The following is a 16,271-nucleotide window of genomic DNA, read 5'->3' on the forward strand; positions in this document are numbered from 1 at the left end:
GAATTTGGATCTGCCTCTCCCTTCTTTGTTTCCCTGAAGCTTGTGGTGAGGGTCTTACTTAAATGAGATAAATTAACATTTTAGCCAACGAGCCCCATGTATCAAAAAAAGACCCCTATCCACGATAGAAGTCTAATAGCATGAAGAGCTTTAGCAGGCTCTTAAGCTATTCATTAATTTACCTTTTTCATCTTTTCTTTGTGAGGTTTCTCAGAAAATAATAATCCCAATTCATGATGTTCCCCTTCATAATAGGCGCCCTGTACAAACCTTACTTCTTTGTTATCATCTAAAACATCTAATTTAAAGTAGGCTCCACTATTTTGTAAGGCTAGATAAAATTGATGAACATTATTTACCTTAATTCCGTTTACCTTTGCGATGATTTCTCCGACTAGAACTCCACTTCGTTCAGCGGGAGTACCAGGAATAACACTTACAATTTTAAGCCCAGCATTTTCTGGATGGAAATAAGGTAATCTTACTTTATCGCCGTATCTATAACGATAATGAATATATTCTTTTCCTAAAATGGCTACAATTAATGCAACAAAGGACAACCAATGTATGAAGATTCCACCTACTGCAATGGCAACAATCCCAAATCCTAGTAACATAATATATTTCGAAAGTTTCTCCGCGGCTTGTTTTGGCATGTGGCCTTTTGCAATATAGTCAAACCCAATAATAAAAGGAATAAGTACGATGCCAAAACTTTGATCACCTAAAGAAACAACTGGCCAGTAAGGCTCAATAGGAACAATATTGCCAGTAGGAATTAGCATAAAAAATGGAATGACAGCCATTCTTTTTAATCGGTGCTGACCTACCCAAATTCCTCGTCTACTTAATGATAGGCTTGGAAAAGTTCGATTTCGTTTTATGCTTTTAATTAAAATCGCCTCTACAATTAAAAATAAACCTAATAAAATAGATAATACGGTAAAGTTTGTTTCCATTGTAAAGGACATACCGAATAACTCTAAGTCTTTCGATACGAATGGCAAAAATAAAAACAATAAGTAAGTAATACCTATCGTGTATATCGGTGAAAGCAGCGTAAAGCGCATTGTTATACTTAATAGAATAGTTAATATACATAGTAAAATGATAGTCTCATAGTTAATAACCATACCTGTCCCTAAAGTAATAACCGAAATGATTATACCAGAAACAATTGCAATCAAGTGCGTGCCTTTCCATTCAGAAAAAATATCAAAAACTTTAGAACCGAAATCAAGGCGTTCATCTTTAATGCGTTTATAGCCAGAAAAAACAACTAATAAAATAGACCAATATACAAGAGGATTTAAGAAGAACCTTCCAATTCCTTTTAACACTTCCATGAACCAATCTTCTATCAAGTTCATCACCTTCCAACAAGATGCATTTAAAAATATATTCGATTAAGGAGACTTCCATCCGTGGAGGGTTTCCTTCATCCCCACTAATGGTTAGTCGCACTTATCGGACCATTACGGACAGTTGATCTCCCACCTACTTCTTTGTTTCCCCAAAATCTTGAGGTAGGATAAATAAATGTATTTTCTGCATCATACTCTAATTGAAGTATAACAAAAAAATGAAATAAAATCCGTGGTTTCCCACGGATTTTATTTTCTAACATTATTTATATATTTCTTCTAATGCCTTTTTCAATTGTTGATCATCTTCACCATTTCGAATATGTTCTATTACTTTAGCTTCAATAAGACCTGCAGTATTCTCATCGACCTTTCCTGTTGCATCCAATTTATTGTCTGCTTGGAACTGTTTCACTGCTTTTTCCGTTTCCTTATTGAAGTAACCATCTGTACGACTTGTATCATAACCTAACCCACTCAACATTGTTTGCATATTTCCAATTGCTTCATTGGTTTGATCGTATTGTAAAGGTTTTTCAAGTGAAATTGGATTCGTATAATAATAATCAGGTTGACTTACATCGATAGTTGGTTCTACCCCAACTTCATTGATCCATTTACCTTTTGGAGACAGCCATTTGTTTGTAGTAAGTTTTAAAGAACTTCCATCTCCAAGAGGAATAGCTTGTTGAACCGTTCCTTTACCATAACTAGTATGACCAACTATATCATAACCTAATTCCTTCATCGCTACGGCCAATATTTCCGAAGCAGACGCACTACCTTCATCAATTAAGACACTAATTGGATAAGATTTTTTCTCATCAAGATTAGAGTAATATGGCTCTTTATTACCATTTGCATCCTCAATCTGAATATATGGGATATCTTTCGGTACGAATAAGGATAATATTTCCTCAATTACATTTAGGAGTCCTCCAGGATTACCTCTAACGTCAATGATTAAACCTTCTATCCCTTTATCTTCCAACGTATCCAATTGTTCTTTAAATTCGGTATATGTATGCTCAGAAAAATTCGTAATCTCGATTATACCTGTTTTCTTCCCATCGACCGTTTCTATTTTATTATATACTGTTTCAACCGGGATTTCATCACGAGTTATCGTCAAATCAAAAGGATCTTTAGCCCCAGCACGTCTTATTTCTAGTACTACTTTTGATCCTTTTTCTCCGCGAATTTTAGCTACAGCTTCATTTAGATTTAATCCTTCTAAGCTTTCCCCATCAACGGAAAGCACTTCATCATTCGGTCGCATTCCCGCTTTTTCTGCTGGGGAATCCTTTATAGGCGCTACAATCGTAACAACACCATTTACCATACTTACTTCTGCACCGATACCTTCAAAGGATGATTCAATTTGTTCATTGAACTGATCCATCATTTCAACATCTAAATAAGAGCTATGTGGATCCTCTAAAGTGGCAAGCATTCCCTCAATTGCTCCCTCGGTTAACTGCTTATCATCAATATCTTCAATATAATTATCTTGAATCAGCGCAAAAGCCTGTGCTACTTTTTCCATATCCTTAGGCAATTGATCGGACTGAGCTCCTTTTTTACCGAAAAGAACAGAATCCGTAATGGATGTTTGCCCCTTACCATCATCATTCGCTTGAGCCAACTTCACACCAGTGTAAGAACCAAAACCACCTAAAAGTAAAGCCCCAACTAAAATGAGGATAATATGCGAATTTTTAAGTCTCATTTTTCCACCTCAATATTTTAGTTAACTTTTAACCATTGTATAACGAACAGCTTTTCATTTTCAAACCCCTTCTTATCTGCTAAAAAAAGCATAACACGTTATATTGCATTTTACTATTAGAAAAACTATAACAAAGTAATTTCATTTATTAACGATTGCATACACTACTGGGTCTTTAAATCAGTAAATAAAAAAGAAGACACTGCTCGTGATGAGCAATGTCTTCTTTTTTATTTAAGGTAGATAGTTCATTGGATCCTTAGCGTTAGCATCGCCATTCCATCCACCTTTATGAATTTCAAAATGTAAATGTGGACCAGTTGAATGGCCAGTATTACCAGAATTACCAATTACCTGTCCAGCACTAACAACATCTCCAGATGATACAGCCATAGAACTTAAATGAGCATATAACGTTGTATAAGTTTCACCATTAATAGAGTGCGCAATTAGGATTACATTTCCATATCCATTCATCCCAGGACCATGCTCTGTATTTGTTTGAATAACAACACCAGGTGCAGCTGCTTTAACTGGAGTTCCTACTGACACAGCAAAATCTATACCTCTGTGAAGTTTACCCCATCTATGACCATAAGTAGAACTGATCGTACCTGATGTTGGCCAAGAAAACGTTCCATTTCCACCACCACTTTGTGTGGTAACTTCCGGTGTAGACTGTGATGGACTGGATGTAGAACTTGATTTAGAATCTGAACTAGATGATGAAGTATTATTATTTTCACTAGCTTGCTTCTTAGCGGCTGCAGCAGCCTCTGCTTCTTTTCTAGCCTTTTCTTCTTGCTCTCTAGCAGCTTGTTCTAATTTACCTTTTTCACTTTCTGCTATTTCCTTCGCTTTAGCGGCAGCAGCAGCTTGATTTGCCAAAATTTGTTTTTCATCTTCTATAGATATCTTATATTCCTCAAGATGATTATGTTCCTCTTCCAATTTTTCCATAATCTTTTCTTTTTGTGCTATTTGCTTATCTAAATCTTGTTTTAAAGATTCTAATTCTTTCTTCTGGGCCTCTAAGTTTGCCTTTTCAGTTTCAATTTTTTCCTTTTTATCTTCCACTTCTATTTTTGCAGCTTCTAAAGTTGCTTTATCCTTCTTTTGTTGATCCATTATTTCTTTATCAGAATCCATTATTTTATTAACAGAAATTGATCTACTAATAAAGTCTCCGAAACTTTGTGAACCAAAAATCACTTCTATGTATGGCATTTCTCCACCATTTTGTTGAATGGAACGTAATCTGTCTTTTAGTAACTTATCTCTTTTTTCGATTCTTTCTTCTAAGTCTTTAATTTCTTTCTTTAGTTCTTCGATTCGATTTGTTAAATCTTCAATTTCTTTATTCGTTGCATCTATTTGTTTCTCTTTGGCATCTATCTTATTTCTTGTATCTGTTAATTTCTGATCAATATTATTTATATCGGATTGCGTCTTGTTTTGCTCGGCTTTATTATCATTTATTTTGTTTTCCATCTCGTTTTGTTTTTTCTCTAATTCGTTCGTTTCATTTTGTTTAGTATTTTGTTCTTTCTCTAAATTCTCAATTTCCTTATTTAAATCTTCAATGGATTGTGCCGATGCTTGTTGAATCGGACTTAATGATATTACTAAGGTTCCGATTAACGCACATGATAATGCCTTCTTCATTTCAATCTTCCTTCCCCATAAAAATTAACCTTAATATGGAATTGTTAATGAAACATGATCTATGTATAATGCACTAAGCCTTATGTTCCCCTCTATTTAAATAGAGGGGATTGGCTTGAGATCTTAAAGTCTATCAAATCTTAAGGTATTTGCGAATACTCATAACACTTCCCCAAATACCAATAATGGCACCTATTGCTATAATTAGTAAGGAAAGTTGCCATGCAAATGGATTATACGGTAGTACCTCAACAAAGTTAAATGACACTTGATTTGCTACTGCATCTTCTACATAATGGTACCCCACCAAGATGAGTGCGATTGGTATAATCGAACCAAGCACACCATGAAGCATACCCTCAATAAAAAACGGCCAGCGAATAAACCAATTCGTTGCACCTACTAATTTCATAATTCCTATCTCTTTACTACGTGCCATAATAGTAATTTTAATCGTATTAGAAATGAGGAATATAGCTGTAAACACTAATGCAATAATGAGTACAACTCCAATGGTTCTTGCATACTTAGTAAACTTGAATAACTGTTCCACAACTTCTTGTCCAAAAACAACTTCCTCCACATGGTCCAAATCTTTAATTTGATCTGCAATCTTTTCCGTATCTTGTGGATTCTTTGCTCTAACAATAAAGGCATGGTTAAGTGGATTGTCCTGTTCTAATAATTTCCATGCTTCTCCTTCTTCTCCCATACCTTTAATGAGTTTATTTAACTCATCGTCATTGGAAGAGAAGAAAACCGTATCCACTCCGTTAATTTCTTCAATTTGCTTTCCTAGACTCTGTACATCTTTTTCATTCGCTGTATGATCGATTAACGTTTGAATTTCAACATCATCTTCAATGTTCTTTGCCATTTCATTTAAGTTCAAGATTAGCGCAAGAAATACTGCAACTAGAATAAGGGTAGTAGTAACGGCACCTACTGAAGCCACCGTCATCCAGCCATTACGAAAGATGTTGCTACACCCTACTCGTATATGTCTTAAAAATGTTCTAAACTTCATATCCGTATTCTCCTTGTTGTTCGTCTCTAGCGATAATTCCATCCTCAATTGCAATAACCCGCTTCTTAAATTGGTTCACAATTGCTTTACTATGGGTCGCCATAATCACAGTGGTACCACCTTCGTTAATGGACTCGAAAGTTTTCAAAATATCTAGTGACGTTTCGGGATCTAAATTTCCTGTAGGCTCATCAGCAATTACAATCTTTGGACGATTTACAATGGCACGAGCAATGGATACACGTTGTTGTTCACCACCTGATAATTCATCTGGTATCGATTTAGCTTTATTTTTTAGTCCAACAACATCTAAAACATCCATTACACGATTACGAATATTACGTGGAGATTCTTCTATTACCTCTAAGGCAAAAGCGATATTTTCATAGACTGTTAGTTTTGGAAGAAGTCTAAAGTCTTGGTATACTACGCCGATATTTCTTCGTAAATAAGGTATTTTCCTCTCCTTTAATTCCGAGAGATTAATATCATTTATAAAAATTTGGCCACTCGATGGTTTTTCTTCTCTAAAAATTAATTTAACGAATGTTGACTTCCCAGCTCCACTCGGGCCAACAACATATACAAATTCACCTTGATCTATTTTAACATTTACACCACTAAGTGCTGTTACCCCATTTGCATAGGTTTTATATACATCTTTCATTAAGATCATTTTAAAATCACCTTTATAATTTTTTGATTTTCAAATAATGTCGAAAAATATTTTTATTAGACACTCTTTTTCAACAAGTCTTTTACATTATATCATTTTTCGACGAAAAGTTTAGGTATAAAATTATTACATTTGTATTTCATTTGTAAGTAGTTGGTAATAATTGTCAGTTTATGTCTCTATGATAGGATTTTTAAAGAGAAGAAAAAAGCTTATCTACACGACAAGCTTTTTTATGATAATTTATTTTTTTTCTGCTAACCAATTTGCCAAGTTATCTAAATCATCACCTGTAACTTGTTTCTGTGGCTGCATTTGTCCTTTACCGTTTTGAACGATATCTTTAATTTCATCAGCAGAGTATTTAGATCCAACATTTGTTAAATCTGGACCAGCTCCACCAGATAAATCAGCACCATGACACATTGCACAGTTGTTCGCAAACACTTCTTCACCTGCCGCAGTGTCAACTGCTTCGCCAGCTCCGTTTGTATCCCCTTTATCTTGTTCTTCAGCAGCATTATCATTTGCAGGTGGCTCGTTGTCATTGTTATCATTGCCTGCTCCACCACAAGCTGCAAGTGTTAATACTGTACCGAAAATAATGGCTAATAACCATTTTTTCATCATGTCTTCATCCTCCTATCAATATAAAGTACTTCACTGATTATTATACCCGTATCCATTTTTTTTAAAAGTACTCAACCATAATACTTTTCTAGAATTTTTGTTGTAATCCAGCATCACCAAGGCTTTTGGATAATTATGGCAAATTTATGAAATAATGGAAGGGGAGGAAAATGATATCCTCCTACTGAAAAAAGCTAATTCAACGGCCAATACCTTGACTTTTGAATTAACTTTTATCCACCATTAATTTATCTGTAATCTTAAATAAGCATCAATAAATGGATCTATCTCCCCGTCCATTACTGCTTGAGTGTTTCCAATTTCTGTATTGGTTCTGTGGTCTTTTACCATAGAATATGGGTGGAATACGTAAGAGCGAATTTGGCTTCCCCAACCGATTTCTTTTTGTTCCCCACGAATCGACGCAAGTTCTTCTTGTTGTTTTTCAATTTCTAATTGATACAACTTGGATTTTAACATTTTCATCGCTGCTTCACGGTTTTTAATTTGTGATCGTTCATTTTGGCACGTAACAATTGTATTGGTAGGAATGTGTGTAATACGAACAGCTGAATCGGTCGTATTAACATGCTGACCACCTGCACCGCTTGCACGATACGTGTCAATTTTTATTTCTTCTGGTTTAATTTCAATGTCAACATCATCATCCATTTCTGGAGTCACATCACAAGAAACGAATGAAGTATGTCTTCTTCCTGATGAATCAAATGGAGAAATACGTACCAAACGATGTACGCCTTTTTCTGTTTTCAAATATCCATAGGCATTATGTCCTTTAATGAGCAATGTTACACTTTTAACCCCAGCTTCTTCACCCGGTAAATAATCCAATGTCTCCACTTTATATCCTTTATCTTCTGCCCAACGCTGATACATTCTTAAAAGCATACTAGCCCAGTCTTGTGATTCTGTACCACCAGCACCTGGATGGAGTTCTAAGATGGCATTATTCGCATCATATGGTTCATTAAGTAAAAGCTGTAATTCAAAGTCATTAATATCATTTAAAAAAGTTGTCATTTCTTCATTTAGTTCATCAAAAAGTTCTTGATCTTTTTCTTCTTTAACTAACTCGTACGATACTTCCATATCCTCATATCGTTCTTCTATTTCCTCAAAACTGCTAATGTAGTTTTTCAAGTTATTGGATTCATTTATCACCTTTTGCGCAGCGTTTTGATCATCCCAGAAATTCGGTTCTGTCATCATTTGTTCCAACTCTTTAACTCTTTCCCTTTTCCAATCTAAGTCAAAGAGACCCCCTAAAATCTTCAATTCTTGAAGCTATTTTGTCTAATTCATGTCTAATTTCAATTAATTCCATCTCATTCACCTCTTGTTAAATTTAAGTAGGAAAGCACTCCTTTAATGGAAAAGGAGTGCTTTCTACAATTATTCATTTTTACCGTGGCAGTTTTTATACTTCTTACCACTTCCACAAGGACAAGGGTCATTACGACCAACATTAACCTTTTTCACGTATGGTTTTCTTACTTTTTTCTTTTCTTCGCTTCCACCTGAAACAGCTTGGGTATTTTTTACTACCTCTTCACGTTGGAGGTTTTCACGTATTTGAGCTTTTAGAATATATTTGACAGCTTCCTCTTCAATACTTGCTACCATATCTTCAAACATATGGAATCCTTCGAGTTGATACTCACGTAAAGGATCGTTTTGTCCGTAAGCTCGTAAATGGATACCTTGACGAAGTTGATCCATTTGGTCAATATGATCCATCCATTTTGTATCAACTGTACGTAATACAATCACTTTTTGGAACTCTTGGAATTGATCTGGTGGTAACTCTTCAGATTTTTGATTGTATTTTTCTTTCGCTTTTTCTAATAAAATTTCTGAGATTTCGTCACTTTCTTTTCCTTTTAGGTCATTAATAGAAACATCTTCTGGATCCATTAAGTTACCATGAGCATAATCGACAATCGCTTGTAAGTCCCAATTATCTTCATCATTATCTTGAGTATGCGTAGATACAATACGGTCAATGGTAGATTTCATCATATTCTCAATAATTTCACGCATATTCTCTGTTGTATCAATTATCTCAAAACGTTGTTTATAGATAATTTCACGTTGTTCCCTTAATACGTCATCATAAGAAAGAACTTGTTTACGGGCATCAAAGTTATTACCTTCCACTCGTTTTTGTGCAGATTCCACAGCACGTGATACCATTTTACTTTCGATTGGTTGAGAGTCGTCCATTCCTAAACGTTCCATCATGCTCTTCAAATTGTCCGAACCGAAACGTCGCATTAATTCATCTTCCATAGAAAGATAAAATTGAGTCACCCCAGGATCACCTTGACGTCCAGAACGACCACGTAACTGGTTATCAATTCGGCGAGATTCATGACGTTCTGTACCAATAACAGCAAGACCGCCTAATTCCAAGACACCTTCACCTAGTTTAATATCCGTACCACGACCAGCCATATTTGTTGCAATAGTAACTGCTCCTTTTTGACCAGCATGCTCAATGATTTCCGCTTCTTTAAAGTGGTTTTTAGCATTTAAAACATCATGTTTAATTCCAGCTTTTTTCAAGTAATTCGAAATTAATTCAGATGTCTCTACCGCAACCGTACCTACTAAAACGGGCTGTCCTTCTTTATGTCTTGCCTTAATGTCCTCAACCACAGCACGGAATTTTCCATCCATTGATTTATAAATAAGGTCCGGTCTGTCATCACGGATAATAGGTTTATTCGTTGGTATCGCAATTACATCCATGTTATAAATATTTCTAAATTCTTCTTCTTCCGTTTTCGCCGTACCAGTCATCCCCGCTAGTTTATTATACATTCGGAAGAAATTCTGGAAAGTGATAGAAGCTAGTGTCATACTTTCATTTTGGATTTGTAAGCCTTCTTTTGCTTCAATCGCTTGGTGCAATCCATCACTATAACGACGACCTTTCATTAATCGGCCAGTAAAGGAATCAATAATTACTACTTCCCCTTCTTGCACCATATAATCCACATCACGATGCATGGAAACATGTGCCTTTAAAGCCTGATTAATGTGGTGAATTAGAGAAACATTTTTTAAATCAAATAAATTCTCAATATGGAAGAATCCCTCAGCTTTATTAATACCCTCTTCCGTTAATTGAACACCTTTTGTCTTCTCATCATACGTATAGTCGTCCTCTTTGAGAGTAACGACAAAGCTATTAGCTTGTTGGTATAAAGTTGCTGACTTTTTAGCCGAACCTGAAATAATTAATGGTGTTCTTGCTTCATCGATTAAAATGGAGTCGACCTCATCGATTATGGCAAAATTAAGTTTCCGTTGAACCATTTGATTTTTATAAAGCACCATATTATCACGTAGGTAATCAAATCCAAATTCGTTATTTGTACCATACGTAATATCACATTCATATGCTTCACGTTTTTCCTCTTTAGATAACCCGTTTGTATTTAATCCAACAGTTAAGCCGAGAAATTCAAAAAGCTCTCCCATTTGTTTCGAGTCACGATCAGCTAAATAATCGTTCACTGTAATAATATGGACACCTTTACCTTCCAGTGCATTTAAATACGCTGGCAAAGTAGAGGCAAGTGTTTTACCTTCCCCTGTTTTCATTTCCGCAATATTACCTTCATGGATGGCTATACCACCAATTAATTGCACAGGAAACGGCCGCATGTTTAATACTCGTTTAGCTGCCTCTCGAACAACAGCGAAAGCTTCCACAAGCAAATCATCCAAGCTTTCGCCATTTTGAAAACGTTCCTTAAATTCCGTCGTTTTTTCTTTTAGTTCATCATCTGATAATTTTTCAATTTGGGGTTCTAGAGCTTCTATTTGATCAACTTTTTTTTGAATTCGATTCAGTTGTTTTTTATTTCCATCACCAAAAATTTTTGTGAGAAATCCTGCCATATATATACGCTCCCTTAGAAAACTCAGCATTCGACAGATCTTTAGTCGAATGCCTTAGTTGCACTTATGCAAATTTTTACGGTGGGGCGAGTAATCGGAACCCCAGGAGGAAAAATTTCCCCATCCGTAGATAAAATCATACTACATCTATTGATTAATAATAACATTTTAGACTGACCAATGACAACTTTGTGCACATGGAAGTATGTGTCAAGTTTTTCTCGGTGTGTCTTTCACACCAATATCTTCGGCACTCTATTTTTGTACACTTTTTCGGCTACCGCGCGACCTCCGTCGCTTGCTGTCCCCAATTTTTAGGTAACGTTCTAAAAACCAAGAACCTTACCTAAAAATCAGGGAGTTAACTAAAACTTTTTATTAACTGTCCAATAGCTGATGAATGAGCTGTATTTAGGCTTATTTTGCCTTGTTTTACTCCTATTGATGGTTGTGTCACCTGGCGTAGGAATTCTGTCATACGAACCGTCTTTTTCACGTCACGCTGCTTTCTAACACTTCGTTTTTGATCCTTCAGATATACAGATCGTAATGTTTTATTTAGAATCCCTTGCTTAATTTTCACCATTGCTTCACTACCTTCTGAACTCCAATGCATTCCACGCTTTTTCATTCGGAATGAAATATGGCGTTGGTTGGATTCCATTGCGCCCATGCCTCTTGCGTCTTTAGGTGGATTCTCAACTTTCTTTCTCCAATCAAAAATCCGATCCCAATTACCGCCAATATATTTACGAAAAACCTCTGCTTTTTCCAGTTGTTTATCCGTTTCTAAAGTACTCTCAAATGTATCCATCCAACGTGTAAAATCATCAAGATTGTGCTCTTTGATTGCCTTTTGTACACCATCCTTAAACTGGCTCTTTTTAGCTCCAAAAGTTCGGTTCAACGCCTTGGAAATATGAAAGGAATCCAATTGATTTAAAACTGGATATTCGGACTGTGAGAAAGCTTCTTGAAAACGTTCTGCAGTATAGCCTTGGCCACCATCACTATTCGTAACCACTTGAGTCTTTTCTAAGGAATAATGATTAGCCGTATACGCTTGGACTTCTTTCCAAAAATCATTCGTTGGTTTGGTTGTCATGATGACCTGTGGATTCTTTAGTGAAATGCGCTTTCCATTTCTACACCAACCTTCGTGGAGTACCGCATGATGGACTTCGTGACTTGTCTTTTTCTTTGTTCCACGCACAAATACACCATCTGCCTCGGCAAATAAAAAGTCTAATTCTTCTCCTTTTGGTAAATAGGCAGCCTCCTCTAATTCAACTAACATTTCCTCATCGGCTTTTGCTTGTGCTTCTCCTACACGTTTCACTATACTTCCCACAGTTGTGTGACTTAGGTTTACGGCAGTCCATTCCCTTAATATACGTGCCGTTTCTCGATACGTACTCTCACTAGCCAACTCTGCCACTTTTACTTCAACCAAAGGACTGTGTCGTTGGTACTTTCTAAATCCAATCCACTCATCAAAGGGATAATGTGCCTTCCCATTCTCATCGTGCATTAATGTATGAGTAAAACGAACCGCCCCAAAGATAAACTGAATCGTCTTTTCATCCTCTCGTTCCACTGTCCAACCCTTACTTTGCAATTCTCTTTTAATTGTTTGATTAAGCTGTGTAAAAACGTTACCCATCAGTGTTGTAAGAAGATCATATAAACATATTTGAACTTGTTCCTCAAAGTCAATTAAATTATTTGTACCCTTTAATAAATCACTTATTTTTGATATAATTGTATTCATGAAAAGGCCTCTTTCTAATGTATTTGCCTGGTAGCATACATTAATGATAGAGTGCCTTTTCTTTTTTTTCTAGAATTTAGTTTCAAATCCTCGAGAACTATTTTACACATAGCACATGGAATGAATTGGACAGAAAAATTAAGAAAGAGAGTAATCCGGGGATAGATTACTCTCTTAAGAGGTCATATTTCGCGGAATTTATGGAGAAAATAGGGGAAACTTTCGGGGGAGTTATTTGATAAGTAGTCTCCTTGCTGCAGTATTATTCTGGTTCATTGTTAATTCCGTCATTTTTTTATTAGTGGCAGCCACAATTTTAAGTAATTGGCTGATTGTTTGTTCATGCTGGTGAACCTTCTTTTGTAACTCAAGTAAAACTAATTTATCACGCTCATTCACATCACCACCTCCTAGTTCCGTTGACTTATTTTTACCACATATAGTATCTAAAGTACTAATTGAAGAAATGCAGTTTTGGCTCGATAAAATAAGCATTTTTCTTCAATATTTTCTATAAATTTGCATGATTTTTAAAAACGGAACCCAACGATTAACCATTTTTAAATTTCAGTCAACCATTCGACATTTTTCGCCACGCATATTAAAAACCGTAACATGCTTAAAAAGTAAAAAATCAGTCCAATTTATATGTGCAAATTGGACTGATAAACTTCAATTAAATCTTACTATCACTTTTTTTATCCCTTATTTTAATTAAATAATGTGCATTAATTAGGGATGCGATGGGAATGACCAGAGCTATCCCAATCCCAGCACAAAAAATCGTAATCATCTCAGCACTAAATATTTTTGAATTAACAATATCACCAAAGGAGTAGGATAAATCCTTATACCAAATAAGTAAAGCCATATAACCACCGATAAAAGCGAAAAATAATGTGTTGGTATTGGAACCCAAAATATCCTTCCCAATAGATAATCCAGATGTGAACAATTCCTTTTTCTTAATGGACGGATGTTGGTTAAAAATTTCTTGCATAGGAGATGTTATAGAAATGGCTATATCTGTAACGGCGCCAATGGTACTCATAATAATCACCGCAGCAGAAATTTTAACAAAATCTAACCCAGGATAAAGAGAGAAGATGACACTAATTTCATCCATTTCTTCTTCCCCAAAGCCTTGAATCATGGCCTTCTTTGTTACGATATAAATAAAGAATAATAAAATAGTCACCGTAATAAGGGTAGAAATAAAGGCTGTTACTGTTTTACTATTTACTTCATTAATATAAAAAAGATTGATACAACTTATTACCGTACAAGCAATTAAAGTGATAATAATTGGATCAGCATTTGGATCCATCATAAAAAACACGGATACTAGGATAACCCCAAAATTTAAAAATAAAGAAATAAAAGATCGTGCTCCTTTTTTTCCACCAATCCATATCATCAATGCAAATAAAATAATCGCCAATAATACTAGTACATTCATGAATTTTCCCTCTTTCGCTTAATAAAGAAAATAGATGTATATAGGCCTATTGGAATGGTTAAAACAATTCCTATGCCACCAGCTAGAGCACGGGCCAGCTCCAATGAAAGATTGATAGAAAGAGTAAAGCCTAGTGGCGAATAATTTTTTAAATATAAAATAAGCATTGGAATGGATCCACTTATATAGGCAAAAAATAAAATATTGGTCATCGTCCCCATAATATCTTTTCCAATTTCCATTCCAGATGCCTTAAGTGCTTTAACCGATATATCGTTGTTTTTATTGTATAATTCAAACGTAGCAGACGATAGTGAAATGGCAACATCCATTACGGCTCCTAAAGACCCAATAAATAACCCTGCTAAAAATATTAGTCGATATGGTCTTGTCAAATATTGCATTTCTTCATAGTAAAGCCCATTCTCAGAAGCTATCCAGATAGCAAAATACGTAATTAAAAGGGAGCTAAATGTTCCTAATAAAGTCGCAATAATAGCTGTATACGTTTTTTCATTAAATCCATTAACAAGTAGCAAAGAAATAATGGTGAATAAAATAACCGTTATCCCGCATATCCATAATAAATTCAAATCCGTCCTTACATAAATATCCAATGCATAGGACAATAAAAGGATATTCACCGCTAAACTGATACTGGCAAATAGCCCTTGTTTTTTCCCAACGATAAGTAAAGTAAAGATAAAAATCCATGCCACAATTACAATATATTTATCACGTTTTACATCTGTAATGTTTCCAGTTAATTGCGGGGTTTCTATTGTATTTTTTTCAAATGAAACAAATACCTCATTACCTTTCTGATAAGGTTGATCATTGGCTCTAGACAGTGAATACTTATTTGTTAAATGGATAAGCTGTCCTTTTTCCTCACCATTTTTTATTTCAGCTATAATTTGCTGGGTAAAGATCCGATCATTGTTATCATGTATATCCGTTATATCAGTTGAATCTTCTAGGTCTGTTTGGATGACTTTTGCTATCGGACGTTCATAAAATCCATAGTTGTGATATACGAAGATAATAGAAGTAATAAAGCAAATAAAGATGAATGTGTAAATTAATGGCTTTTTCTTAAATTTGTAAATGATAATACCCACTCCAAACCTTTAACATAAGTGTGACGTTAAAATGCAAGTCCATTCATAGTTTCCAATAATAAATAGATAACAAAACTCCGATGCGGTATTATAACAATGGATAGAATAGCAGTTATAATATTAGTGGTCAAGGGCGTTTATCTTTTAGGCAGGAAATCATCATTTGCTATGCAAGTTGACTTAATATATATTTACATCATAAAAAGGACAACCCCTTATATAAAGAGTTGTCCTTTTAAAATTATTCTATTAATCTTTCATTTTAAACAGTCGGTTCAATTAAACCGTATTTTCCATCTTTACGACGATATACCACATTGGATTCACCAGAACTGTCATTAGTGAATACAAAGAACTCATGACCTAGCATATCCATTTGTAGAATCGCTTCCTCTGGATTCATAGGTTTTAAATTAAATCGTTTGGTACGAACAATTTCAAAATCGTCGTCATCTTCCGTTTCATTATTCATTATTTGTTTTTCCATTTCGGCAAAGGCGTACTTAGGAGCTCCGTTTTGTCGAGATTTGCGATTTACTTTTGTTTTATACTTACGGATCTGTCTTTCTAGTTTATCTACTACTAAATCAATAGCAGCATATAAATCAAGTTGTTGAACCTCAGCACGTAGTAGCAAATTCGTCATAGGTATAGTTACCTCTATACGTTGCTCGTCATTATAGACACTTAAATTAACATGTACCTCGGATGTAAGCGGGGAATCGAAGTATCTTTCCAATTTACTAATTTTCTTCTCTACATATTCCCGTATTGCCCCTGTTACTTCAATATTTTCACCACGAATGTTAAATTTCATGTAAGTGTCCTCCTTTCCTTATACTTAAACTATACTATATTTCGACGTATTTTTCCTGCTTAATGGTGAAGAATCTTTAGAA

General features: G+C 35.1%; 13 protein-coding genes. All 13 read right to left on the reverse strand.

Features of this window, described 5'->3' with window-relative positions; genetic code table 11:
* Window positions 1–173: 173 nt before the first annotated feature.
* The 13 genes from MHI02_RS14545 to hpf all read right to left on the reverse strand — a co-directional run bounded on the left by MHI02_RS14545 (window position 174) and on the right by hpf (window position 16,189).
* On the reverse strand, window positions 174–1,364 hold the full coding sequence (locus MHI02_RS14545) for a PDZ domain-containing protein (RefSeq protein WP_047184736.1): 1,191 nt from the start codon (window positions 1,362–1,364) through the stop codon (window positions 174–176).
* A gap of 262 nt (window positions 1,365–1,626) precedes the next feature.
* Window positions 1,627–3,093: a S41 family peptidase gene (locus MHI02_RS14550; RefSeq protein ID WP_047184738.1), complete on the reverse strand. Its 1,467-nt coding sequence runs from the start codon at window positions 3,091–3,093 to the stop codon at window positions 1,627–1,629.
* A 234-nt stretch (window positions 3,094–3,327) separates the two neighbouring features.
* On the reverse strand, window positions 3,328–4,758 hold the full coding sequence (locus MHI02_RS14555; RefSeq protein ID WP_047184739.1) for a murein hydrolase activator EnvC family protein: 1,431 nt from the start codon (window positions 4,756–4,758) through the stop codon (window positions 3,328–3,330).
* A gap of 133 nt (window positions 4,759–4,891) precedes the next feature.
* Complete coding sequence (gene ftsX, locus MHI02_RS14560; protein WP_047184740.1) at window positions 4,892–5,785, reverse strand: permease-like cell division protein FtsX; 894 nt, start codon at window positions 5,783–5,785, stop codon at window positions 4,892–4,894.
* A complete protein-coding gene (gene ftsE / locus MHI02_RS14565) occupies window positions 5,775–6,461 on the reverse strand; it encodes a cell division ATP-binding protein FtsE (RefSeq protein ID WP_047184741.1) in 687 nt (228 codons plus the stop codon). The genes ftsX and ftsE overlap by 11 nt, the downstream gene beginning before the upstream one ends.
* A 243-nt stretch (window positions 6,462–6,704) precedes the next feature.
* Entirely contained in the window at window positions 6,705–7,088 is a 384-nt protein-coding gene (gene cccB / locus MHI02_RS14570; protein ID WP_047184908.1) for a cytochrome c551, read from the reverse strand.
* Between the two features lie 246 nt (window positions 7,089–7,334).
* Window positions 7,335–8,436, reverse strand: a protein-coding gene (gene prfB, locus MHI02_RS14575) for a peptide chain release factor 2 (protein ID WP_341166005.1) whose coding sequence is annotated in 2 segments (ribosomal slippage) — window positions 7,335–8,363 and window positions 8,365–8,436 — 1,101 coding nt in all. Because the reading frame shifts where the segments join, the coding sequence is not laid out codon by codon here.
* A 68-nt stretch (window positions 8,437–8,504) separates the two neighbouring features.
* The gene (gene secA, locus MHI02_RS14580; RefSeq protein ID WP_060668032.1) at window positions 8,505–11,021 is read right to left on the reverse strand and encodes a preprotein translocase subunit SecA; all 2,517 of its coding nucleotides are present in this window, start codon (window positions 11,019–11,021) and stop codon (window positions 8,505–8,507) included.
* Between the two features lie 361 nt (window positions 11,022–11,382).
* The gene (locus MHI02_RS14585; protein WP_341165774.1) at window positions 11,383–12,792 is read right to left on the reverse strand and encodes an ISLre2 family transposase; all 1,410 of its coding nucleotides are present in this window, start codon (window positions 12,790–12,792) and stop codon (window positions 11,383–11,385) included.
* A 231-nt stretch (window positions 12,793–13,023) separates the two neighbouring features.
* Entirely contained in the window at window positions 13,024–13,191 is a 168-nt protein-coding gene (locus tag MHI02_RS14590; RefSeq protein WP_157851570.1) for a hypothetical protein, read from the reverse strand.
* A gap of 277 nt (window positions 13,192–13,468) precedes the next feature.
* Window positions 13,469–14,251, reverse strand: coding sequence for a YibE/F family protein (locus tag MHI02_RS14595; protein WP_341166006.1), 783 nt, complete (start codon window positions 14,249–14,251; stop codon window positions 13,469–13,471).
* The gene (locus MHI02_RS14600; protein ID WP_257455319.1) at window positions 14,248–15,372 is read right to left on the reverse strand and encodes a YibE/F family protein; all 1,125 of its coding nucleotides are present in this window, start codon (window positions 15,370–15,372) and stop codon (window positions 14,248–14,250) included. The genes MHI02_RS14595 and MHI02_RS14600 overlap by 4 nt, the downstream gene beginning before the upstream one ends.
* 262 nt (window positions 15,373–15,634) lie before the next feature.
* On the reverse strand, window positions 15,635–16,189 hold the full coding sequence (gene hpf, locus MHI02_RS14605; RefSeq protein ID WP_047184745.1) for a ribosome hibernation-promoting factor, HPF/YfiA family: 555 nt from the start codon (window positions 16,187–16,189) through the stop codon (window positions 15,635–15,637).
* Window positions 16,190–16,271 lie beyond the last annotated feature (82 nt).

Origin of the sequence: Oceanobacillus sp. FSL K6-0118 (assembly GCF_038006665.1) — a bacterium.
GTDB classification, from domain to species: domain Bacteria; phylum Bacillota; class Bacilli; order Bacillales; family Amphibacillaceae; genus Oceanobacillus; species Oceanobacillus caeni.

What these genes read in the sequence shown, in the direction of transcription:
- MHI02_RS14595 (WP_341166006.1), bottom strand. Translation starts at nt 14,251, where the DNA reads ATGAATGTACTAGTATTATTGGCGATTATTTTATTTGCATTGATGATA.
- ftsX (WP_047184740.1), bottom strand. Translation starts at nt 5,785, where the DNA reads ATGAAGTTTAGAACATTTTTAAGACATATACGAGTAGGGTGTAGCAAC.
- secA (WP_060668032.1), bottom strand. Translation starts at nt 11,021, where the DNA reads ATGGCAGGATTTCTCACAAAAATTTTTGGTGATGGAAATAAAAAACAA.
- ftsE (WP_047184741.1), bottom strand. Translation starts at nt 6,461, where the DNA reads ATGATCTTAATGAAAGATGTATATAAAACCTATGCAAATGGGGTAACA.
- MHI02_RS14550 (WP_047184738.1), bottom strand. Translation starts at nt 3,093, where the DNA reads ATGAGACTTAAAAATTCGCATATTATCCTCATTTTAGTTGGGGCTTTA.
- cccB (WP_047184908.1), bottom strand. Translation starts at nt 7,088, where the DNA reads ATGAAAAAATGGTTATTAGCCATTATTTTCGGTACAGTATTAACACTT.
- MHI02_RS14555 (WP_047184739.1), bottom strand. Translation starts at nt 4,758, where the DNA reads ATGAAGAAGGCATTATCATGTGCGTTAATCGGAACCTTAGTAATATCA.
- hpf (WP_047184745.1), bottom strand. Translation starts at nt 16,189, where the DNA reads ATGAAATTTAACATTCGTGGTGAAAATATTGAAGTAACAGGGGCAATA.
- MHI02_RS14585 (WP_341165774.1), bottom strand. Translation starts at nt 12,792, where the DNA reads ATGAATACAATTATATCAAAAATAAGTGATTTATTAAAGGGTACAAAT.